The 20,746-nt window shown below is 71.0% G+C and carries 20 protein-coding genes; 13 read left to right on the forward strand and 7 right to left on the reverse strand.

Translation table 11 applies throughout. The features are described 5' to 3' along the window. The first annotated feature begins 2 nt into the window (after window positions 1-2). Entirely contained in the window at window positions 3-284 is a 282-nt protein-coding gene (locus tag AWZ10_RS15360; protein ID WP_037705541.1) for a hypothetical protein, read from the forward strand. A 233-nt stretch (window positions 285-517) separates the two neighbouring features. On the opposite strand, the gene AWZ10_RS15365 is transcribed toward AWZ10_RS15360, so the two are convergent. Continuing rightward, on the reverse strand, window positions 518-3,871 hold the full coding sequence (locus tag AWZ10_RS15365; protein ID WP_060891332.1) for a S41 family peptidase: 3,354 nt from the start codon (window positions 3,869-3,871) through the stop codon (window positions 518-520). A 399-nt stretch (window positions 3,872-4,270) separates the two neighbouring features. Between AWZ10_RS15365 and AWZ10_RS15370 the strand changes: the two genes are divergently transcribed. The 4 genes from AWZ10_RS15370 (at window position 4,271) to AWZ10_RS15385 (ending at window position 9,235) form a co-directional block, all read left to right on the forward strand. Then, window positions 4,271-4,870 carry a TetR/AcrR family transcriptional regulator gene (locus tag AWZ10_RS15370; RefSeq protein WP_060891324.1) on the forward strand — a complete coding sequence of 200 codons (600 nt, stop codon included), beginning with the start codon at window positions 4,271-4,273 and terminating at the stop codon, window positions 4,868-4,870. Between the two features lie 174 nt (window positions 4,871-5,044). Beyond that, on the forward strand, window positions 5,045-7,372 hold the full coding sequence (locus AWZ10_RS15375; protein WP_060891325.1) for an MMPL family transporter: 2,328 nt from the start codon (window positions 5,045-5,047) through the stop codon (window positions 7,370-7,372). Window positions 7,373-7,555: 183 nt separating this feature from the next. After that, window positions 7,556-8,644 (forward strand): epoxide hydrolase family protein, encoded by a 1,089-nt coding sequence (locus AWZ10_RS15380; RefSeq protein ID WP_046704827.1) that lies wholly within the window; start codon window positions 7,556-7,558, stop codon window positions 8,642-8,644. An 81-nt stretch (window positions 8,645-8,725) separates the two neighbouring features. Continuing rightward, window positions 8,726-9,235, forward strand: coding sequence for a DinB family protein (locus AWZ10_RS15385; RefSeq protein WP_046704828.1), 510 nt, complete (start codon window positions 8,726-8,728; stop codon window positions 9,233-9,235). A gap of 40 nt (window positions 9,236-9,275) precedes the next feature. Here the strand turns inward: AWZ10_RS15385 and AWZ10_RS15390 are convergent, their stop codons facing one another. Then, window positions 9,276-9,740 carry a hypothetical protein gene (locus tag AWZ10_RS15390; RefSeq protein WP_046704829.1) on the reverse strand — a complete coding sequence of 155 codons (465 nt, stop codon included), beginning with the start codon at window positions 9,738-9,740 and terminating at the stop codon, window positions 9,276-9,278. Window positions 9,741-9,812: 72 nt separating this feature from the next. On the opposite strand from AWZ10_RS15390, the gene AWZ10_RS15395 reads away from it, so the two are divergent. Together AWZ10_RS15395 and AWZ10_RS15400 are read left to right on the forward strand one after the other, a co-directional pair. Next, the gene (locus AWZ10_RS15395; protein WP_244172496.1) at window positions 9,813-10,172 is read left to right on the forward strand and encodes a hypothetical protein; all 360 of its coding nucleotides are present in this window, start codon (window positions 9,813-9,815) and stop codon (window positions 10,170-10,172) included. Window positions 10,173-10,290: 118 nt separating this feature from the next. Then, window positions 10,291-11,166: an intradiol ring-cleavage dioxygenase gene (locus tag AWZ10_RS15400; RefSeq protein ID WP_046704830.1), complete on the forward strand. Its 876-nt coding sequence runs from the start codon at window positions 10,291-10,293 to the stop codon at window positions 11,164-11,166. Window positions 11,167-11,316: 150 nt separating this feature from the next. On the opposite strand, the gene AWZ10_RS15405 is transcribed toward AWZ10_RS15400, so the two are convergent. The 5 genes from AWZ10_RS15405 to AWZ10_RS15425 form a co-directional block, all read right to left on the reverse strand. Continuing rightward, entirely contained in the window at window positions 11,317-11,958 is a 642-nt protein-coding gene (locus tag AWZ10_RS15405; RefSeq protein WP_046704831.1) for a response regulator, read from the reverse strand. After that, the gene (locus tag AWZ10_RS15410; RefSeq protein WP_079104370.1) at window positions 11,951-13,393 is read right to left on the reverse strand and encodes a sensor histidine kinase; all 1,443 of its coding nucleotides are present in this window, start codon (window positions 13,391-13,393) and stop codon (window positions 11,951-11,953) included. The genes AWZ10_RS15405 and AWZ10_RS15410 overlap by 8 nt, the downstream gene beginning before the upstream one ends. An 11-nt stretch (window positions 13,394-13,404) precedes the next feature. Then, the gene (locus AWZ10_RS15415; RefSeq protein ID WP_060891326.1) at window positions 13,405-14,199 is read right to left on the reverse strand and encodes an ABC transporter permease; all 795 of its coding nucleotides are present in this window, start codon (window positions 14,197-14,199) and stop codon (window positions 13,405-13,407) included. Continuing rightward, on the reverse strand, window positions 14,196-15,104 hold the full coding sequence (locus AWZ10_RS15420) for an ABC transporter ATP-binding protein (protein WP_060891327.1): 909 nt from the start codon (window positions 15,102-15,104) through the stop codon (window positions 14,196-14,198). Before AWZ10_RS15420 ends, AWZ10_RS15415 begins: the two co-directional genes overlap by 4 nt. Window positions 15,105-15,304: 200 nt before the next feature. After that, window positions 15,305-15,679, reverse strand: a complete 375-nt coding sequence (locus tag AWZ10_RS15425; RefSeq protein ID WP_046704835.1) for an SsgA family sporulation/cell division regulator — start codon at window positions 15,677-15,679, stop codon at window positions 15,305-15,307. A gap of 350 nt (window positions 15,680-16,029) precedes the next feature. Here AWZ10_RS15425 and AWZ10_RS15430 point away from each other — a divergent pair, with 350 nt between their 5' ends. The 6 genes from AWZ10_RS15430 to AWZ10_RS15455 all read left to right on the forward strand — a co-directional run. After that, entirely contained in the window at window positions 16,030-17,094 is a 1,065-nt protein-coding gene (locus tag AWZ10_RS15430) for an energy-coupling factor ABC transporter permease (protein WP_046704836.1), read from the forward strand. A 1-nt stretch (window position 17,095) separates the two neighbouring features. Further along, entirely contained in the window at window positions 17,096-17,857 is a 762-nt protein-coding gene (cbiQ, locus tag AWZ10_RS15435) for a cobalt ECF transporter T component CbiQ (RefSeq protein WP_060891328.1), read from the forward strand. After that, window positions 17,845-18,642, forward strand: a complete 798-nt coding sequence (locus tag AWZ10_RS15440; protein ID WP_046704838.1) for an energy-coupling factor ABC transporter ATP-binding protein — start codon at window positions 17,845-17,847, stop codon at window positions 18,640-18,642. Before cbiQ ends, AWZ10_RS15440 begins: the two co-directional genes overlap by 13 nt. A gap of 194 nt (window positions 18,643-18,836) precedes the next feature. Continuing rightward, window positions 18,837-19,310: a MarR family winged helix-turn-helix transcriptional regulator gene (locus AWZ10_RS15445; RefSeq protein ID WP_037705555.1), complete on the forward strand. Its 474-nt coding sequence runs from the start codon at window positions 18,837-18,839 to the stop codon at window positions 19,308-19,310. 184 nt (window positions 19,311-19,494) lie between these two features. Further along, window positions 19,495-19,953 carry an organic hydroperoxide resistance protein gene (locus AWZ10_RS15450; protein ID WP_060891329.1) on the forward strand — a complete coding sequence of 153 codons (459 nt, stop codon included), beginning with the start codon at window positions 19,495-19,497 and terminating at the stop codon, window positions 19,951-19,953. Between the two features lie 171 nt (window positions 19,954-20,124). After that, window positions 20,125-20,746 (forward strand): serine hydrolase domain-containing protein (locus AWZ10_RS15455; protein WP_159058279.1); only part of this gene is annotated, 622 nt, incomplete at its 3' end.

Genomic DNA, 20,746 nt, shown 5'->3' on the forward strand with positions numbered 1-20,746 from the left:
ACATGGGCATGAAGGACCAGTTCCAGGACAAGGCCGAGCGGCTGAAGCAGCAGGCCAAGCAGAAGGCCGGGCAGTCGCCCCAGGCGCGTGAGCGCGCTCAGCGGCCTGGTGAGCACGGGCAGCCGGAGCGTGAGCGTCAGCCGCAGCGTGAGCACGGGCAGCCGCAGCGGGAGCGCCAGCCGCAGCGTGAGCACGGGCAGCCGGAGCGTGGCGCGCAGCGGCGGGACGAGGAGTCCGAGCGGCTGATGCGGGACGAGGAAGACCGGTTCCGGCAGGACGTGTAGTCGCCGGACTCGGCTTCGGCCACGCGGAACGTGGGGCACCCTCCTTTTCGGAGGGTGCCCTGCGTTTTTGTTCGGGGTGCGTTGGAGGTGTGTGTGGGTGCGTTGTCGGGTGCGCGGTGCGCAGTGTGGGTGGGCGGAGGCTGGTCGCGCGGTTCCCCGTGCCCCAATGACTACGCGCCCCTATGACTACGCGCCCCTATGACTACGCGCCCCTATGACCATGACGCTGCGCGTCAGGGGGTGGCCCTGGGCGGCAGCTTGGGGCGGGCTCTGTTCGGGGTGTTCGTGTAGTCCGGGGGGTCTGCCGGGGGGTGGGTCTTGAGGAGGTCCAGGGCCAGGGTCACCGCCGCGTCGAGTTGGGTGTTGCGGCCCTCGGCCCAGTCGAGGGGCGTGCGGAGGGTTTCCAGGTCCGGGGTGACGCCCCGGTTCTCGATGGTCCAGCCGTACGCGTCGAACCAGGCGGCGTTCATGGGGACGGTGATGACGGTGCCGTCGCCGAGTTGGTGGCGGCCGGTCATGCCGACGACGCCGCCCCAGGTGCGGAGACCGACGACGGGGCCGAGACCGAGGAGTTTGAAGGCGGCGGTGATCATGTCGCCGTCGGACGAGGTCGCCTCGTCCGCCAGGGCCACCACCGGGCCGCGCGGGGCGCTGGACGCGTACGACACCGGCTGGGCGTTGCGGGTCAGGTCCCAGCCCAGGATCGTGCGGGTCAGTTTCTCCACGACCAGTTCGCTGATGTGGCCGCCCGCGTTGCCGCGTACGTCGACGATCAGGGCGGGCCGGGAGACCTCCATGCGCAGGTCGCGGTTGAACTGGGCCCAGCCGGAGCCGCCCATGTCCGGGATGTGGAGGTAGCCGCAGTGGCCGCCGCTCAACTCGCGCACGACCTCGCGGCGTTTGGCGACCCAGTCCTGGTAGCGCAGGGGGCGCTCGTCGAGGAGGGGGACCACGGCCACGCGGCGGGAGCGGCCCTCGCCCTCGGCGTCGAAGGGGCCCGAAGGGCCTTTCTCGGAAGGGTGATGGTGGGCGACGGGTTGGGCGAAGGTCAGCTCGACGGTCGTACCGCCCGCGCCCGCCAGCAGGGGGTACGGGCCCGTCGTCGGGTCGACGGGGCGACCGTCGACGTGGGTCAGCGCGGCGCCTTCCCTGATGCCCGTGCCGGCCAGCGGGGAGCGGGCCTTGGAGTCGGACGAGTCGCCGGGGAGGATGCGCCGGATCGTCCAGGCGTCGTCCCGGCGGACGAAGTTGGCGCCCAGGAGGCCCTGGCGGCGCTGGTAGTGGGGCGGCCCTTCGTTGCGGCGCGCGGGGGAGACGTAGGCGTGGGACGTGCCCAGCTCGCCCAGAACCTCCCGCAGCAGATCCGCGAACTCGTCGGGGGACGCGACCCGTTCGACCAGGGGGCGGTACTGGTCGAGGATCCCGTCCCAGTCGATGCCGCTCATCCTCGGGTCCCAGAAGTACGCGCGGATGAGGCGGCCGGCCTCCGCGTACGACTGGCGCCACTCCGCCGCCGGATCGACCTCGTGCAGGACGCGCCGCAGGTCGATCCAGACGGTCGAGTCGCCGTCGCCGGACTCGGTGGAGGGGACGGCCCGGAGGTCGCCCTCGTCCACCACGACCAGCCGTGAGCCGTCGCCGCTGACCGCGAACCAGTCCAGGTGCTCGACCAGTTCGGACTTCTTCGCCTTGTTGATGTTGAAGTGTTCGAGGGTCGGGCGGCCCGTCAGATCGTCCGGGTTGGCGAAGGTCTCGCCGAGGGCGCCCGAGATGGGCCAGCGCAGCCAGACGAGGCCGCCGCCGGCGACCGGGTGGAGCGCCGAGTACTTGGAGGCGGTGACGGGGAAGGGCGTGACGCGGTTCTCCAGGCCCTCGGTCTCGACGGTCACCGTCCCGTCGGTGTTCTCGTCCTCCGCCGGGTCCATGCCTCCGGCCACCGGGCGGCCGTCGGGGTTCAGGGCGAAGGGGGAGGGCGTGGCGGAGGAGAGCGGGACCAGGTAGGGGCGGCAGCCGAGCGGGAAGGACAGGTCGCCGGTGTGGACGTCGTACACCGGGTCGAAGCCGCGCCAGGACAGGAAGGCGAGGTAGCGGCCGTCGCGCGTGAACACCGGGTTCTCGTCCTCGAAGCGGCCGTTGGTGACGTCGACGACGATCCGGTCCTTCATACGGGCCATCTTGATCTGGCGGAGGGTGCGGCCGATGCCCGGGTGGGACCAGGTCAGCCAGGCGCCGTCAGGGGAGAAGGCGAGGTCACGGACGGGGCCGTTGAGGGAGGTGATGAGCTCGGTGACCTCCCCGGTCGATTCCCCGGTCGATTCGCCGGTCGATTCCTCGGCCGATTCGCCGGTCCCCGCGGCGGCGGTCGCTTTGTCGGACACCGTGAGGAGGAGGACGCGGCCGTCGTCGGCGGCGATGGCCAGGCGTTCGCCGCGTGGGTCCGACACCAGTTCCAGGACGCGGCCCAGGCCGCCGGAGGCGAGGCGGCGGGGTTCGCGGTCGCCGGTGGCCCGGGGGAGGTGGGCGATCTCGATCGCGTCCTCGCCGTCCACGTCCGTCACGTACGCCACCTGGCCGCCGGAGCCGAGCATCTCGGGCAGCCGGACGCGTACGCCGGGGGTGTCGGCGATGGTCCGGGCGGGGCCGTCGCGGTGCGTGAGCCAGTAGAGGCTGCCGCGTACGACGACCGCGCTCGCCCGGCCCGTCTCGTCGACGGAGATGCCGTCGACGTGCTGGGCGGCCGGCACCTGGTACGGCCGCCGCCCGGTGAGCGAGCCGCCGAGCCGTACGTCGAGGCGGCGCGGGACGGCGTCGGCGGCGAGGTCGTCGACGATCCACAGGTCGCCCGCGCACTGATACACCACCCGGGTGCCGTCACTCGCCGCGTGCCGGGCGTAGAAGGCGTCGTGGTCGGTGTGGCGGCGCAGGTCGGAGCCGTCGTACGCGCAGGAGTAGAGGTTGCCGACGCCCTCGTGGTCGGAGAGGAAGGCGATGCGGCCGCCAACGAACATGGGGGAGTGCAGGTGCCCGTCGAGGTCGGCCAGCAGCCGCTCGCCGTGCAGCCAGAGGCGGCCCGTGGCACCGCCCCGGTAGCGCTTCCAGGAGGCCGGTTCGTGCGGGGGCGTGCCGGTGAGGAGCAGGGTGCGGCGCTCGCCGTCGATCTCGGCGGACTGGATGTCGGAGACCGGGCCCCAGGGGAGCTTGCGGCCGGGGTCGCCGTCCGTGCGGACCTTGTAGGCCCAGGTGAAGTAGGAGAACGGCTCGCCGTGGGAGGCGACGGCCAGGATGTCCGAGCGGCCCTTCTTGTTGGGGGGCGTCCAGCCGCGGACCTCGGTGTCGGGGCTGCCCCAGTGGGTGAGCCGGCGGGCGGGGGCACCGCCGTCCACCGGGGTCAGATGGATCTCCGGGAGGATGCTGCGCCAGCTCGTGAACGCGATGTGCCGGCCGTCGGGCGAGAAACGCGGTCCCGCGACCTTCGTACGGTCGACGGTGAGCCGCCAGGCGCGGTCCGAGCCGTCGAGGGGGGCCAGCCACAGGTCGTCCTCGGCCACGAAGCAGAGGCGGTCGCCGCTGAGGTGGGGGAAGCGCAGGTAGCCGGTGTCCCGGCCTGCCCCTTGCTCCCGGTCCGTCCTCCGCTCCCGGCCTGCCCCTTGCTCCCGGTCCGTCCTCCGCTCCCGGTCCGTCCTCCGTTGTCGGTCCGTCCTCCGCTGTCGGTCCGACCCTTGCTTCGGGCCTGTCCCTTGCTCATAGGTGTCGCTCACCTCCCCATGCTTTTCCCCTCGCGGGGCCCCGGCAACTCGTGAAACGGGCCGACCGGCGACGGCGTGACCCACAACACGAACGAAACCGTTTCGTTTTCTTCGACTCTCGGGGTATCTTCATAAGTGTACGAAACCGTTTCGTTCGAGGAGCGGGGTGTTCGGCCCGTGCCAAGCCGCACGGCCGGTAGCCTTGTCGTCTCGAACGTGCAACCGGGGTAGGGGAGTGGGATGACTGAGACCGCGACGGTGCGCCGCAGTCGGATCACGCCCGAGCGCGAGGCCGAGCTCTACGCGGCCGTCCTCGACCTGCTCCGGGAGGTCGGCTACGACGCCCTCACCATGGACGCCGTGGCCACCCGGACCCGGTCCAGCAAGGCCACCCTCTACCGCCAGTGGGGCGGCAAGGCCGAGCTGGTGGCGAAGGCGATCCGGCAGGACAAGTCGATCGGCGAGGCCGGTGTCGACACCGGGTCCCTGCGCGGCGACCTCCATGCCCAGGCGCGGCGCGAGGACGACTGTGCCATGGAACAGAGTTCCGCGCTGATGCGTGGTCTGGCCATGGCGGTGCACACCAACCCCGAACTGCTCGGGGCGTTCCGCGAGTTCCTCATCGAACCGGAGATGGAGGAGTTCCGGCGGGTGCTGCAGCGCGCCGTGGACCGTGGTGAGGTCCGGCCGGACAACCCCGCGCTCGAATTCGTGATGCACATGATGTTCGGTGCCTTCCTCACCCGGACGCTGCTCGAAGAGCTGCCGCCGACCCAGGTCTTCCTCGTCTCGTACATCGACGCCGTGGTCCTCCCTGCCCTCGGCGTACCGATCGACTGACACTTCCGCGCCGACAGCCGCCTGATACGCGGCTGGCTCCACCTGACGCCACCCGCTCATGTCGTCGGGCCGATCACCCCTGGCTTTGCCCCGCCCTGCCTCTCCCTCCCCGCGGCACGGGCTGATCCGTCCTGCCCTCCGCACGTCCACGACCTGAACGGGAGTACCACCCCCGTGGCCATATTCCTCTACAAAATGGGTCGACTCGCCTTCCGGCGACGACACTTCGTAGCCCTCGTCTGGGTGGCACTGCTGACGCTCGCGGGCGTCGGCGCCGCCTCCGCGCCCGCCGCGGGCTCGTCCTCCTTCTCCATCCCCGGCACCGAGGCCCAGAAGGCCTTCGACCTGCTGGAGCAGCGCTATCCCGGTATGAGCGCCGACGGCGCCACCGCCCGGGTCGTCTTCAAGGCGCCCGAGGGCGAGAAGATGGCCGACGCCGCCAACAAGGCGGCCGTCGAGAAGACCGTCAAGGAACTGGGCGACGGCTCCGAAGTCGCCTCCGTCAGCGACCCGTTCACCACCAGGGCGGTCAGCAGGGACGGCACGATCGCCTATGCCTCGGTGACCTACAAGGTCCCGGCCATGGAGCTGAAGGACTCCTCCAAGGAGGCTCTGGAGACCACCGCGCTCAAGGCGCAGGACGCCGGGCTGACGGTCGAGATGGGCGGTGACGCCCTGCAGGCCGAGCCCGAGACGGCGGCCACCGGCGAGATCATCGGCCTCGCCCTCGCGGCGGTCGTCCTCGTCGTCACCCTGGGCTCGCTCGTCGCGGCCGGGCTGCCGCTGCTGACGGCGATCATCGGCGTCGGTATCGGCGTCTCCACCATCACCGCCCTCGCCAAGGCGCTCGACCTCGGCAACACCACCTCCACCCTCGCCCTGATGATCGGTCTCGCGGTCGGTATCGACTACGCGCTGTTCATCGTCTCCCGCTACCGGTCCGAACTGGCCGAGGGCCGGGAACGCGAGGAAGCGGTCGGCCGGGCTGTCGGCACCGCGGGCTCGGCGGTGGTCTTCGCGGGGCTCACGGTCGTGATCGCGCTGGCCGGCCTCGCGGTCGTCAACGTCCCGATGCTGACCAAGATGGGTCTCGGGGCGGCGGGCACGGTCGTCATCGCGGTCCTCATCGCGCTCACCATGGTCCCGGCGCTGCTCGGCTACGCGGGCCGCAAGGTCCGGCCGGCCGGTGAGAAGGGCAAACGGCTCGGACGCGGCAAGGCGAAGGACTCCACCGAGGCCTCGACCAAGGACTCCGCCGTGGCCTTGGCCAAGGACTCCGCCGTGGCCTTGGCCAAGGACTCCGCCGCGAAATCCGCCAAGGACTCCACCGTGGTCAAGCCCGGCATGGGCACCCGCTGGGCGAGCTTCGTCGTCCGTCGTCCGGTCGCCGTGCTGCTGTTCGGCGTGGTCGGCCTGGGCGCGGTCGCGCTCCCGGCCACCCAGCTCGAACTGGGCCTGCCCGATGACGGTTCGCAGGCGACGTCCACCACACAGCGCCGGGCGTACGACCTGCTGTCCGAAGGCTTCGGGCCCGGCTTCAACGGCCCCCTGATGGTCGTCGTCGACGCCAAGGACAGCGCGTCCCCGCAGGAGGCCGCCACCGCGGTGACCGACGGGATCAAGGGTCTCAAGGACGTCGTGACGGTGACCCCCGCGACGTTCAACAAGGCCGGCGACACCGCGATGATCACGGTGATCCCGAAGTCCAAGCCGTCCTCGACGCAGACCGAGGACCTGGTGCACACCATCCGTGACGCGGGCGCCGGCGTGACGGCGGACACGGACGCGAAGGTGCTGGTCACCGGCGCCACGGCGATGAACATCGACTTCTCGCAGAAGCTCACCGACGCGCTGCTCCCGTACCTGGCGCTGGTGGTGGGGCTCGCCTTCCTCCTGCTGATCGTGATCTTCCGGTCGATCCTGGTTCCGCTGAAGGCGGCGCTCGGCTTCCTGCTCAGCGTGCTGGCCGCGCTCGGTGCCGTGGTCGCGGTCTTCCAGTGGGGCTGGCTGGCGGGACTCATCGGAGTCGAGGAGACCGGCCCGATCATGTCGATGATGCCGATCTTCATGGTGGGCGTGGTCTTCGGCCTGGCGATGGACTACGAGGTGTTCCTCGTGACCCGCATACGTGAGGCTTACGTCCACGGCGAGAGCCCGAACCAGGCCGTGGTGACCGGCTTCAGGTACAGCGGCCGGGTGGTCGCCGCCGCCGCGGCGATCATGATGGCCGTCTTCGCCGGCTTCATAGGCTCCGGCGAGTCGATGATCAAGATGATCGGCTTCGGCCTGGCCATCGCCGTCTTCTTCGACGCGTTCGTCGTCCGTATGGCCATCGTCCCGGCCGTCCTCGCCCTCCTGGGCGACAAGGCCTGGTGGCTGCCGAAGTGGCTCGACCGCGCCCTGCCGAACGTCGACGTCGAGGGTGAGGGTCTGCGGGCGCACGACGACGCCGCGAAGAACCCGGCCGAGGACGACGAGGACAGGGAACTGGTCCGCGCCTGACGTGACGGACGGCTGCCGAGGGGGATCGGCAGCCGCGCAGGACCGCCGGTGAGGGCCCGTGGGGACGGGCGCCCTCACCGGCTTCTGCGTTTCCGGGTCTCCGGCATGTGGGACACATCCTGGCCTATACGGTTCCTAGCGTGGTCGTACGCGTTCACCCCACCGGAACTGGAGCGACCGACCATGGCTGCCGACACCGAGATCCGCCCCTTCCGTATCGACGTCCCGCAGACCGAACTGGACGACCTGGAGGAGCGGTTGGCGCGTACGCGCTGGCCGAAGCAGCTGCCCGGTGACGGTTTCGACCGGGGGGTGCCGGTGGCGGCGGTGCGGGAGCTGGCCGAGTACTGGCGCACGAAGTACGACTGGCGGGCCCAGGAACGCCGCCTCAACGAGTTCCCCCAGTTCATGACCGAGATCGACGGCCTGGACGTGCACTTCCTCCACGTACGCTCGCCCCGGCCCGACGCCGTCCCCCTTCTCCTCTCCCACGGCTGGCCCAACTCGGTGGTCGAGTTCACGCGTCTGATCGGCCCCCTGACCGAACGCGGGTTCCATGTCGTGGCCCCGTCCGTCCCCGGCTTCGCCTTCTCCGAGGGGCCGAGGGAGGTGGGCTTCGGTATCGACGACGTGGCCCGCATGTGGGCCGAGCTGATGCGCCGCCTCGGCTACGACCGCTACGGCACCCAGGGCGGCGACCTGGGCGCGTATCTGGCCCCGGCGGTGGCGCGTACGGCCCCCGAGCACGCCATCGGCGTCCACATCAACGGCGGCTTCGGCTTCCCCATGGAGGCGGACGTCCCCGAACTCACCGAGGCGGAACGGGCCCACTACGAGATGATCAAGCAGTGGTCGGACGGCGGCGTCGACCACCACACCCTCCTCCGCTTCGCCCCGCAGACCTTCGCGTACGCCTGGAACGACTCCCCGGTCGCCCAACTCACCTGGATGATGCAGAAGTTCGAGGACTTCCTCATCCGCGACTACGACCGCGACCTGTTCCTCACGAACGTCACGCTCTACTGGCTGACGGGCACCTCCGGCACGTCGTCCTGGTTCATGTACAACCGCCGGGAGTTCGGGTGGCCGCAGGGGCAGCAGCACGTCCCGACGGGCGTCTACTGCGGCCCGCCCGCGATCCGCCGCCTCGCCGAACGGGACAATCGGATCGTGCACTGGCCGGAGTCGAACCCGGGGAGCCACTTCGTGGCGATGGACGAGCCGGTGGCACTGGCGACGGATATCCGCGCGTTCTTCGACAGAATTCTCTGACCGCTCGATTCTCTGACCGCTCGATTCTCCGGCCATCGGGTTCCCCGACGGTCGGATTCCCCGATTGCGAGGGCATGACCAGTGACCGACGACAGCCGCATAGGCCCGCCCCTGCTCGGCTCCGAACGAGACACGCTCCGAGCCTTCCTCGACTACCACCGCGCGACCCTCGCCATGAAGTGCGAGGGCCTCACGGACGAGGAGTTGCGCAGCCGGTCGATGCCCCCGTCGACGCTCTCGCTGCTGGGCCTCGTGCGGCACATGGCGGAGGTGGAACGCGCCTGGTTCCGCCGGGCCTTCGAGGACCACGACGCCCCCATGGTGTGGTCGAGGGAGATCGACTTCCAGGCCGCGTACGACGTGGGCGCCTCGACGCGGAAGGAGGCGTTCGGCGCGTGGGAGACGGAGGTGGAGACCTCACGCCGTATCGAACGGGAGGCCGAGTCCCTGGACCTCGTCGGCTACCAGCCGCGCTGGAACGAGGAGGTCTCGCTCCGCTTGGTCATGATCCACGTCCTGCTGGAGTACGGCCGCCACAACGGCCACGCGGACTTCCTGCGGGAGGGGGTGGACGGGACGGTCGGGGCGTGACACACGACGGGATGGTCGGGGCGTGACACACGACGGGACGTCAGAGGTGTTGCTTGGCCGTCATGATGAGGTGGGTGATGCCGTCCAGGGTTGCGAGCCTGCGCTCGTCGAGCCGAGTCCTGTCCTCCGTCCTGGAAAGCGCCGTGATGTCGGCGAGGACGGTCCCCGCGCTCTGGCTCAGAGCCGCGTCGTCCGTGAGCATCTGCGCCCGGAACAGCGCCTCCTGCGCGCTGGAGCGCAGGTCGTACGCGCGGATCCGGACGGTGTCGGGGTCCTCCGGCGGCGGCTGTTCGTGCTCACAGAACCACAGGTGGACGAGGCAGCGGCGGTAGTTGATCAGTGCGCCGGCGTACACGGAGTACGCGTCGAGCCGCTCCTGACGCAACTTCTCGCGGCGGGCGAACTCATGGCTCCGGTCGGTCGTGCGTTGCTGGAAGGCGAGCGTCAGTCCCGACCCGAGGAGCGTGCCGAGGACGGCTATGCCACTGGCGATGATGGTCTCCACGGCCCAAGCTGATCACGCGGTGATGAGCGGTGGCAGGCGGGGCGGCGACAGGTGGGGTTGTGGGAGGCGTGGGTGGACAGACTGCGGCGGACCTTTCTGGACTTCGACCGGCGCCACGGCGGTGCGGAGCCTCCACCGAATCGCCGGGCGGACCAGCGGGTCGCGGTGGTCGTAGGGGCCGGGGACCTGCTGCTGTGCTGCGTGCTCCTCCTGGTGGCCGTCGGGGCGCTGTTCGTCGAGCCCACCACCCGGGAACAGGAGACCGTGGCCTGGCATCTCGCGGGCCGGATCTACGGTTACTGGCTCGTGGGCGGGCTGGTTCTGTTCCCGGTGCTGCGGATGACGCGGACGCTGGTCGTCCACCTGGCCACGATGATCGTGACGCCTGCCGTGCTGTTCGTGCTCGTGGTGCTGTCGGCCGCCGCACGGTGAACGGAAGCCGTGCCGCCTGACAAGGTGCCCATGGCGGACACCTGGGAATCACACAGCTACCGCTCGTAGTATCCGGGCATTCCATGACGGGAACTTTCCGAAAGCGCGGTTCGGCATCATGAGCACAGCGAGCAACAGCGGCAGCGGCGGCCACAGCCACGGGCACGACCACCACCACGACGACGAGTTCGACAGAGGGCTCTCCTACGACCTTCCCGTGTTCGCCCGCCGTCGCATGATCAGACTGCTGGCCGGCGCGAGCATGGTCCCGCTGGTGGCGGCCTGTTCCACGGACGACTCCAGCAGCGGCGCCGCGTCGGACTCGGCCTCCTCCGGCTCGTCCTCGTCCGGCACCTCCGGCTCGGACTGCGAGGTCATCCCGACAGAGACGGCCGGCCCGTACCCCGGTGACGGCTCGAACGGCCCGAACGTCCTCAAGGAGAGCGGTGTCGTCCGGCGCGACATCACGAAGAGCTTCGGCTCGTCCAGCGGTGTCGCCGAAGGCATCCCGCTGACGATCACGCTGACGGTCGTCGACCAGTCCTCCGGCTGCGACACCCCGAAGGAGGGCGCGGCCGTCTACCTGTGGCACTGCGACCGCGAGGGCCTGTACTCCCTCTACTCCGACGGTGTCACCGAGGAGAACTACCTGCGCGGCGTACAGGAGACCGACGACAAGGGCCAGGTCACCTTCACGTCGATCTTCCCCGGCTGCTACACCGGCCGCTGGCCGCACATCCACTTCGAGGTGTACGGCAGCCTGGACGACGCCACCGCCGCCCAGGACATCGCCGCCACCTCGCAGCTCGCCTTCCCCAAGGACGTCTGCGACACCGTGTACGCGACGGACGGGTACAGCCAGAGCGTCCAGAACCTCGGCGAGCTCTCCCTGGAGAGCGACATGATCTTCAGGGACGGCTACGACCAGCAGCTCGCCACCCTTGAGGGCAGCACCGACAAGGGCTACACGGCCACCCTCACCGTCCCGGTGTAACCCGGGAACCGGCCCCGGCCCCTGTCCCGGCCGAGGTGCGCCGTGTCCCCGCACGGGGTCAGCCGCCCGGGGACTGTCGTGTCGTCGGCAGAACCACTCGTCCATGCTGAGGCCGACGAGGGGCATGGCGCCCTCACACCGCGAGGCCGCTCACCCGAGGATGCCGCGGTCGTAGGCCGCCGCCACCGCGGCCGCGCGGTCCTTCACGGCCAACTTGCCGTACAGGTGCGTCAGGTGGGTCTTGACCGTCGCCTCGCTGATGAAGAGCTCTCGGGCGATCTCGCGGTTCGACGTGCCTTTCGCGACCAGTTCGAGCACCTCCCGTTCGCGGGCCGAGAGAGCCTGGCTCGCGGGCGCGGTGGGCTTCCTGACGGCGCAGACCAGGCGGGACGCGATGGCGGGCGAGAGGACGGTGCGCCCCTCCGCGGCGGCACGGACCGCCGCGAACAGATCGTCACGGGGCGCGTCCTTGAGGAGATAGCCGGTGGCGCCCGCCTCGATCGCGGGGATCGTGTCGGCGTCGGTGTCGTACGTGGTGAGGACGAGGACTTTGGCGCGGGCGCCTCGCCGGGTGAGCTCGGCGATTGCCTCCACCCCGTTGCCGGCGGGCATGCGCAGGTCCATGAGGACGACATCCGGGTCGAGGCGCAGGGCGAGTTCGACTCCCTCGACGCCGCCCGCCGCCTCGCCCAGGACGTCGAAGTCGGGATCGGAGGCGAACATGCCGCGCAGACCGTCCCGTACGACGGGGTGGTCGTCGACGATCAGCAGGGTGATGACGCGGTCAGTCATGGCGCACCAACGGTACGCGAGCACTGATCGCGGTGCCCTGCCCGGCTTCCGACTCGACGGCGAGGGTGCCCGCGATGCGTTGGGCACGGGCGCGCATCCCGTCGAGGCCGAAGCCGCCGATGCGCGTACGCGGCGGTACGGCGAGGGGGTCGAAGCCGAGCCCGTCGTCCCGTATGTCCAAGGTGACCTCGTCGCCCATGTAGGAGAGCGTCACGCCTGCGCGGGCGGCGTCGGCGTGATCGGCCGCGTTGGTGAGAGCTTCCTGGGCGATCCGCAGAAGGGTGGCGGCGACCTCTTCGTGCAGCGGTTCCTCGATGCCGGTCACCGTGAACCGGGCGGTGACACCGGTGCGTTCGGACCACTCGGCGACGGTCTTCCGCAGAGCCACGGGGAGCGTGTCGTGCTCCAGGGCGGCCGGAGAGAGGTTGCGCACGGAGCGCCGGGCCTCGCCCAGGGACTGGCGGGCCAGCGCCTGCGCGCGGTCCAGGTGCTCGCGGGCCACGTCCGGATCGGCGGCGGAGGCGACCACCTGGAGCTGGGTGATGATGCCGGCCAGGCCCTGGGCGATGGTGTCGTGGATCTCGGCGGCGAGGCGGTGGCGTTCGTCGGCGACGCCCGCCTCCCTTGCCTGGATGACGAGTTGGGCGTGCAGGGCCGCGTTCTCGGCGAGCGCCTTCTCCAGGGCGGTGATGGTCTCGGCCCGCTCCCTGAGCCTCTCGGCTTCCTTGGCGTCAAGGTGGGTCATGACGGTGACGAGCACCGTATGGAGGATGAACAGCCCGCCGAAGAGGAGCCAGTTCGTGTGGGAGGCGGGCGGCAGGCCGCCGGACTGGGAACCCGCCATGATGACGGCGGTGACCACGAGCCCGGCCCGGGCGGCGCGCGGCGGCAGCAGGCGTCCGGCTTCGAAGTAGCCGAGGAAGGCGTAGATCGAGAACAGCGGGTTGAGCCAGGTGAGAGTGAGGGCGAGGGTGGTGCGCAGCGTGAAGTAGACGTACCCCGCAGTGGTGCCCTCGGGTAGTACCCGGCCGTGGATGCCCAAGTCGGTTTCCGGCACACAGACGGGGCCCCCGCCTCGGGTGCCGCTGCCGGCGGCGGCCGCCGTGGAGTCCGCCGCCAGCAGCCGCGGCACCGCCCGCGTCCACCACGCCTGGAGGACCAGCGAGGCGAGCACCAGGCCCCCCGCGAGGTACATCTCCCGTCGGGTCATCACCGCGTCGGCGGCCGCGGCCCCGATGAGCGTGGCCAGGCCCAGCAGGGCGTACGGGCCGTACCGGAAGAACTGCGCCCAGCGTTCCTCGACCGTCGCCGTGCCGCCTCCTTCGACCGTCGCCGTGCCGCCTCCTTCGACCGTCGCCGTGCCGCCTCCTTCGACCGTCGCCGTGCCGCCTCCCTCAGCCGTCTTCGTGACGCCTCCCTCGGCTGTCGTCCTCATGTGCGCCTGACCTACTCCCACTTGAACCAGCGCCGGGCCGCGGCCATCAGCAGTACCGCCCACAACGCCGTGACCCCGAGGTGTGTCCAGCTGGGCCAGTCCCCTGCGGCGGCCGCGTCGAGGGCCTGTGCGGCGGCGCCCAGGGGGGTGAGTTCCACGATGCGCTGGAGGGCGTCGGGCATCGCCGAGACGGGCAGCCACACACCGCTGGTGAACATGACAGGGAAGAACACCACGGACCCTACCGCCTGGGTGATCTTCGTCGTCCGGCTGAGGGCGGAGACGGTGCCGCCGATCGCCAAGGTGGCCAGAGTGGCGAGTACGAAGGCCACCAGGTACCCGGCCGCCTGGCGGGGCAGAGCCACGTCGAACACGAACCGGCCCACCGCGAGGGCGAGCGAGGCGGAGAGCACCACGGCGGCGCCGTGCAGCACGATCTGCGCGCCGATGAGGGCGCCCGGCCGCACGGGTGTGGTGGACATGCGGCGCAGGATGCCCCGCTCGCGGTAGCCGGTCAGGACGGGCGGCATGGCCTGGATGCCGGACATGATCACGGCGAGCAGAACGGCGACGGGGACGTACAGGTCCACCGGGCGCCGGCCGTTCGGATCGGCCGACGGCTCCCGAAAGGACGGGATGGAGCCCAGGACGCACAGCAGCACCGTGGGGAAGGCGAGGATCCAGAAGAGGGCGGCGGGCTCACGCAGGAAGAGCCGCGCCTCGGCCTTGAGGACGGCGGTGGCACTGCCCTTGACGGCGGTGGGACGGGTGGGGGTGTGGGTGATGGCGGTGGTGGTGGCGGTCATGCGTCCGGTCCCGTCAGGTCGAGGTAGGCGTCGTCCAGGGTGGCTTCCGTGACGCGGAGTTGGTGGGCGGTGATGCCCTGCCCGGCGAGCAGTGACAGCAGGGCGTCGACCGTTTCGTCGGTGCCCTTGACGACGATCCGGCCGTCCTTCTCCGTCCGGGTCACGGACGCGACCGAGGGCAGGTCCGCCAGCTGCCGTGTGTCCAGCGGGGCGGAGGGCCTGAAGGAGACCGCCGTACCGCTCGCGGTGCGGCCTATCAGCCCGGCCGGGGTGTCCAGTGCGGTGATACGGCCCTGGTCGATCAGGGCGATCCGGTCGCACAGGCGCTGGGCCTCCTCCATGAAGTGAGTGACCAGCAGCACGGTGACACCGCTGTCACGTACCTCCTCGATGAGCTGCCAGGTGTCGCGGCGGGCGCGCGGGTCGAGCCCGGTGGTCAGCTCGTCCAGTACGACGATGCGGGGGTTGCCGATCAGGGCGAGCGCGATGAACAGGCGCTGCTTCTGTCCGCCGGACAGCTTCGCGAAGCGCGTGCGGAGCTTGTCGGTGAGACCGAGGCGCTCGGCGAGGGCACGCCAGTCGGCGGGATCCGGACAGCAGGCGGCGTACAGTTCGAGCGCTTCCCGGACCGTGATCTTGGGCTGCAGTTCGCTCTCCTGGAGCTGCGCGCCCAGGATGCGGGTGACGGGGCCGCGGTCGGCGACGGGGTCGTACCCGGCGACGCGGATGCTGCCGCCGTCGGGCCGCCGCAGTCCCTCCACGCACTCGACGGTGGTGGTCTTGCCGGCGCCGTTGGGGCCCAGGATCCCGAAGATCTCCCCCTCCTCGACGGCGAAGGACACGCCGTCGACTGCTTTCCTGCCCCCGTAGGCCTTGTGCAGGCCGCTGACTTCGATGACTGCCATGCACAAGAGCGTGCCCGGGGGCGCAGGACGCGGACATCGGCCATCGCGCTCGAAGAGGCATCGGCCGATCGGTTGATGGCGGGGTACGACCTGGCTTGGTACGACCTGGCCGGGACGGCGTGGTGATCACCGTGCGAGCGGCCGGCCTCCGGGTGCGTGCGGCAGGGCCGTCGCGGTCGTGCACACCCCCGGCGCTCCGCTCAGTGCGCGACCGGAACCGCCGTGTACGTCCGGCGCAGGAAGCGGATCAGTGCCTTCGTGTCGAACTGCATCACCGCCACCCCCTGGGCGGAGTGGAACTCCATGACGGCCTGGACGCGGCCGCAGGGCCAGATGCTTACAGGGCCGGAGCTGGTGGGGGTACGCAGGCCGCGTTCGAGGAGGTCGCGGGGGAAGGTCCACTCGTCGGGGCCGGGGAGGCGTTCGCGGACGGCGGAGGTGTCGGGGCCGGGGATGCGCAGGCGGACGGTGGAGGCGTCGGTGTCGTAGCGCAGGACGACCGGCACGGTGTCCCGGTCCTCGGGGGAGTCCGTGACGACATGGGCCCGAGCGTACTGCTCGACGGTGACAGACATCGGGCTGCTCCTCACGCTGAGTGACCCTGACGGAAGCTGTGAATCCGCTGTCCGCTGCCCCTCCAATGTCGCACATTTTCCGCCGCGCGCCCGTGGAGGCCCTGCGGGAGTCCCGGGAGGCCGATGTGAGCGCGCCGGGCGGCCGGCGGGTGTTCCTGTGTCGCGTTCGGCGAGTCGTTCGCTAATCGGACTTGCGTCGCTCTTGCAAGAGACTCGCAATAGGGCTCTATCATCGTAAGGTTCCGGCCACTCCAGCCATCCGCAGAATGCCCCAGCATCCAGCACCCAGCCCTCAGCCAGCGTGTCCCCACCCGGTGGCCCGGCCCCCGACCAGGAGAGCGAGCCCTCGTATGCACGTCCCCGACGGATTCATCAACGCCCCCGTCTCGGCGGTCGCCGGAGTCGTCGCCGCCGGTGCGGTCGCCGTGAGCCTGCGCGGCGCCCGGCGTGAGCTGGACGAACGGACGGCGCCGCTCGCCGGGCTCGTCGCCGCGTTCATCTTCGCCGTGCAGATGCTGAACTTCCCGGTCGCGGCCGGGACCAGCGGACATCTGCTCGGCGGTGCCCTGGCCGCGATACTCGTGGGCCCCTATACAGGGGTCCTGTGCGTGTCCGTGGTGCTCCTCATGCAGGGCATCCTCTTCGCCGACGGCGGCCTCACCGCCCTCGGCGTGAACATCAGCGTCATGGCCGTCGTCACGTCCGTCGTCGCGTACGCCCTCTTCCGCGGACTCGTGAAGGTGCTGCCCAGGACGCGCCGCTCGATCACCGTCTCCGCCTTCGTCGCCGCCCTGATCTCCGTGCCCGCCGCGGCCGTCGCCTTCACGCTCGTCTACGCGATCGGCGGCACCACGGACGTGCCGATCGGCTCGGTCCTCACCGCCATGGTCGGCGTCCACACCCTCATCGGCATCGGCGAGGCCGCGATCACCGCCGCCACGGTCGGTGCCGTCATCGCCGTACGCCCGGACCTCGTGCACGGCGCCCGGGGCCTGACCGCCCCGCTGAAGCTGCGCGTCGGCGGTGAGCTGGTCGACGCGCCCGCAGCCGAGCCGACGCCCGCCCCCGTCGCCGCCCGGTCGCCCCGCAGGCTGATCCTCGCCGGCCTCGGCACCTCCCTCCTCCTCGCCGGTGTCGTCAGCTTCTACGCCTCCGCCGACCCCGACGGGCTGGAGAAGGTCGCCGCGGACAAGGGCATCGACGCCAAGGTCGAGGACCACGCCGCCGCCGACTCCCCGCTCGCCGACTACGGCGTCGAGGGCCTCACCGACACCCGCCTCTCCGGCGGCCTCGCGGGCGTGATCGGCGTCGGCGTCACGGTCGTCGCCGGTACGGGGATCTTCTGGGCCGTACGCAAGCGGCGTACCGGCGAGGACGACGCCACGTCCCCCACCTCCCTGCCCGAGAACGCCTGACATGGGGGCCGGCCACGCCCACAAGCTCTACCGGCACGCGCACTCGCCCGTGCACGCCCTGCCGCCGCACACCAAACTCGCGGCCGTCTTCGCCTTCGTGGTCGTCGTGGTGTCGACGCCGCGGGAGGCGATGTGGGCGTTCGGGCTGTACGCCGTGCTGCTCGGCGTGGTCGCGTGCGTGGCCCGCGTACCCGCCGGGTTCCTGCTCCGGCGGCTGCTCATCGAGATCCCGTTCGTCGCGTTCGCCGTGCTGATGCCGTTCGTGGCGCAGGGCGAGCGCGTCGAGGTCCTCGGGATGTCGCTGAGCGTCAGCGGGCTGTGGGGCGCCTGGAACGTCCTCGCCAAGGGAACGCTCGGCGTCGCCGCCTCCGTCCTCCTCGCGTCCACCACCGAACTCCGTGAACTCCTCCTCGGACTCCAGCGCCTCAGACTGCCCCCGCTGCTCGTCCAGATCGCGTCCTTCATGATCCGCTACGGAGACGTGATCACCGATGAGATGCGGCGGATGCGGATCGCGCGCGAGTCACGGGGGTTCGAGGCGAGCGGCGTACGGCACTGGGGGGTGCTCGCCAAAACGGCCGGGGCGCTGTTCATCCGCTCGTACGAGCGTGGCGAGCGGGTCCATCTGGCCATGATCAGCCGGGGGTACGCGGGCACCATGCCCGTCATCGACGAGGTGACCGCGTCCCGGGCGCAGTGGTCGTACGCCTTCGCCCTGCCGGTCGCCGCACTCGTCGTATGTCTGCTGGGATGGAGCCTGTGACCGCGTCCGAAAGCCTCGCGCCCCCGTCCGAGAGCCTCGTGCCCCCGTCCCTCGAAGTCGCCGGGCTAGCCTTCGCCTACCCCGACGGCCATCAGGCCCTCTTCGGCGTCGACTTCACCGTCGGGCGAGGGGAGCGGGTCGCGCTGCTCGGGCCGAACGGGGCCGGGAAGACCACCCTCGTCCTGCACCTGAACGGCATCCTCACCGGGGGAGCCGGCACGGTGACCGTCGCCGGGATGCCGGTCGGCAAACGGCACATGGCCGAGATCCGGCGGAAGGTCGGCATCGTCTTCCAGGACCCCGACGACCAGTTGTTCATGCCGACCGTGCGCGAGGACGTGGCCTTCGGGCCCGCAGCGGCGGGAATGCGGGGCCCCGAGCTGGAGGCCCGGGTGGACAAGGCCCTCGGACAGGTCGGCATGGCGGAGTTCAGGGAACGGCCGCCGCACCACCTCTCGTTCGGGCAGCGGCGGCGGGTGGCGGTGGCCACCGTGCTCGCCATGGAGCCCGAGATCCTCGTCCTCGACGAGCCGTCCTCCAACCTGGACCCCGCCTCGCGCCGCGAACTCGCGGACATCCTGCGGTCGTTGGACGTCACCGTGCTCATGGTCACGCACGACCTGCCGTACGCGCTCGAACTCTGCCCGCGTTCCCTGATCCTCAGCGAGGGTGTCATCGCGGCGGACGGGGTGACGGGTGAGCTTCTCGTCGACGACGAGCTGATGCGGGCCCATCGGCTGGAGCTGCCGTTCGGATTCGACCCGCGGTCGGTGAGGGCCCGTTAGGGCTCGGTGGTGAGGGTTGTCCGCCGGGTGCGGGTGGGTGCGGGTGGGTGCGGGCTTCTCGCGCAGTTCCCCGCGCCCTTTGAAGGCCGGGGGCGCCCTGCGCTTTTGAGGGGCGCGGGGAACTGGACGACCAGCCCCTGCTCACCCGCGGACAAACACGGTCCCCCCGCAGCGCACCACACGCGTCCGTGACAATGGGGCCCGTGACGAATCATGAGGAACCCGAACAGCACGGTTCGCTGCTCCTCGACCAGCAGTTGTGCTTCGCGCTGTACGCGGCCCAGCGCGCGGTCACCGCCGCGTACCGCCCGCTGCTCGACGAACTCGGCCTCACCTACCCGCAGTATCTGGTCATGCTCTCCCTCTGGGAGCGCGGTGAGACCACCGTCAAGGAACTGACGGGCGCCCTGCGGCTCGACTACGGCACGGTCTCGCCGCTGCTGAAGCGGCTGGAGTCGGCCGGGCTGCTGAGCCGGGAGCGGTCGCTGCGGGACGAGCGTTCGGTGCGGATCGCGCTCACCGGGCGCGGCGAACAGCTCCGCGACCGTGCGGCGGCCGTCCCCGCCACCCTCGCGGCCGCCACCGGGCTGCACGCCCCCGAGGTGGCACGGCTGCGCGAGGAACTGTGGCAGTTGACGGCACGGGCGACGAAGGCGGCAGGCCGCTGAGCGGGCGAGGCCGCCCCGTCGGTCACTCGCCGGTCGGCGGGGCGGCCGGTGGTGACCTTGTGTTACCCATGGTTACTACCCCCTGGTAACCGCTCTCCCCTACCGACCGGTACCTTGTGCACGATGTATTCGTGCGCGCCTGTCCTGGGGAGGCCACGCGCTCGTCCTGGGGGAGGCCAAGGGAATGACTGACGACGCCGCGGGGGAGACCCCTTCCGATACGCGTCCGACGAAGATCATGTACGTCGCCGAGGCCACCGCGCACGGGGGCCGGGACGGCTACATCAGCAGCCAGGACGGCCAGATCGACCTCAAGGTCGCGATGCCACCGGCGATGGGCGGCGACGGCAACGGCACCAACCCCGAGCAACTGTTCGCCGCCGGGTACAGCTCCTGCTTCCACAACGCGCTGGTCCTCGTCGGCCGCCGCGCGGGCTACGACCTGACCGGCTCCACCGTCGCCGCGAAGGTGGGCATCGGCCCCAACAAGCAGCGCGGTTACGGCCTCGCCGTCGCCCTCAGCGTCTCCCTCCCGGTCATCGACCAGGACATCGCGGCCAAGCTCGTCGACGCGGCGCACATGGTCTGCCCGTACTCGAACGCGACCCGCGACAACATCGACGTCACCATCGTGCTGGGCTGAGACGGCCTGGAGGGGCCGGGAACGGTCCGGAGCGGCCGGGAACGGCCCGGAGGGCGGCGGCGAGGGGCTGCGGCGGCCCCGGGCGGGGGAATCCCGGGCCATGCCTGTACGTTGCATCCGTCGTCGTGGCGAGCGGTCGTGGCGAGTGAACGGACAGCAAGGAGCGCCGACGTGGACGTGAACGGTACGGTCGCCGAGGGCTTCGAGCCGGTCAGGGCCGCGTTCGTACGCAACTTCGAGGCGCTCGGCGAGCGGGGCGCGGCGGTCGTGGTCTACCGGCACGGGCGCAAGGTCGTCGACCTGTGGGCCGGCACCCGGGACGTCGACGGCGACGAGCCCTGGCAGCACGGCACCGCCCAGATCATGCGCTCGGCGACGAAGGGCGTCGCCGCCGCCGTACCGCTGATGCTGGCCGAGCGCGGGGAACTGGACCTCGACGCGCCGGTGGGCCGGTACTGGCCGGAGTTCAAGGCGCACGGCAAGGACCTCGTGCTGGTGCGGCACGTGCTCAACCACCGGGCCGGGCTCCCGGTCCTGGACCGTCCCCTCACCCCCGCCGAGGCGCTGGACCCGCGCCGGGGCCCGGCGGCCGTGGCCGCGCAGACCCCCGCCTGGGAGCCCGGCACCGACCACGGCTACCACCCCCTGACGTACGGCTGGATGCTCGACGAACTGGTCCGGCGCGTGACCGGCCGGGGGACCGGCGAGTGGATCGCGTCGGACATCGCCGCCCCGCTCGGCCTGGACGCCGACCTGTGGCTGGGGCTGCCGGACTCGGCGGCGGCGGCGGACC

Source organism: Streptomyces europaeiscabiei, assembly GCF_001550375.1.
In the GTDB taxonomy this organism is placed as follows: Bacteria; Actinomycetota; Actinomycetes; order Streptomycetales; family Streptomycetaceae; genus Streptomyces; species Streptomyces europaeiscabiei.

Coding starts and splice junctions, on each gene's coding strand:
- AWZ10_RS15360 (WP_037705541.1), top strand. CDS start 3: ATGGGCATGAAGGACCAGTTCCAGGACAAGGCCGAGCGGCTGAAGCAG.
- AWZ10_RS15370 (WP_060891324.1), top strand. CDS start 4,271: ATGACTGAGACCGCGACGGTGCGCCGCAGTCGGATCACGCCCGAGCGC.
- AWZ10_RS15405 (WP_046704831.1), bottom strand. CDS start 11,958: ATGACTGACCGCGTCATCACCCTGCTGATCGTCGACGACCACCCCGTC.
- AWZ10_RS15400 (WP_046704830.1), top strand. CDS start 10,291: ATGAGCACAGCGAGCAACAGCGGCAGCGGCGGCCACAGCCACGGGCAC.
- AWZ10_RS15450 (WP_060891329.1), top strand. CDS start 19,495: ATGACTGACGACGCCGCGGGGGAGACCCCTTCCGATACGCGTCCGACG.
- AWZ10_RS15410 (WP_079104370.1), bottom strand. CDS start 13,393: ATGAGGACGACAGCCGAGGGAGGCGTCACGAAGACGGCTGAGGGAGGC.
- AWZ10_RS15415 (WP_060891326.1), bottom strand. CDS start 14,199: ATGACCGCCACCACCACCGCCATCACCCACACCCCCACCCGTCCCACC.
- AWZ10_RS15430 (WP_046704836.1), top strand. CDS start 16,030: ATGCACGTCCCCGACGGATTCATCAACGCCCCCGTCTCGGCGGTCGCC.
- AWZ10_RS15440 (WP_046704838.1), top strand. CDS start 17,845: ATGGAGCCTGTGACCGCGTCCGAAAGCCTCGCGCCCCCGTCCGAGAGC.
- AWZ10_RS15425 (WP_046704835.1), bottom strand. CDS start 15,679: ATGTCTGTCACCGTCGAGCAGTACGCTCGGGCCCATGTCGTCACGGAC.
- AWZ10_RS15420 (WP_060891327.1), bottom strand. CDS start 15,104: ATGGCAGTCATCGAAGTCAGCGGCCTGCACAAGGCCTACGGGGGCAGG.
- AWZ10_RS15380 (WP_046704827.1), top strand. CDS start 7,556: ATGGCTGCCGACACCGAGATCCGCCCCTTCCGTATCGACGTCCCGCAG.
- AWZ10_RS15445 (WP_037705555.1), top strand. CDS start 18,837: ATGGGGCCCGTGACGAATCATGAGGAACCCGAACAGCACGGTTCGCTG.
- cbiQ (WP_060891328.1), top strand. CDS start 17,096: ATGGGGGCCGGCCACGCCCACAAGCTCTACCGGCACGCGCACTCGCCC.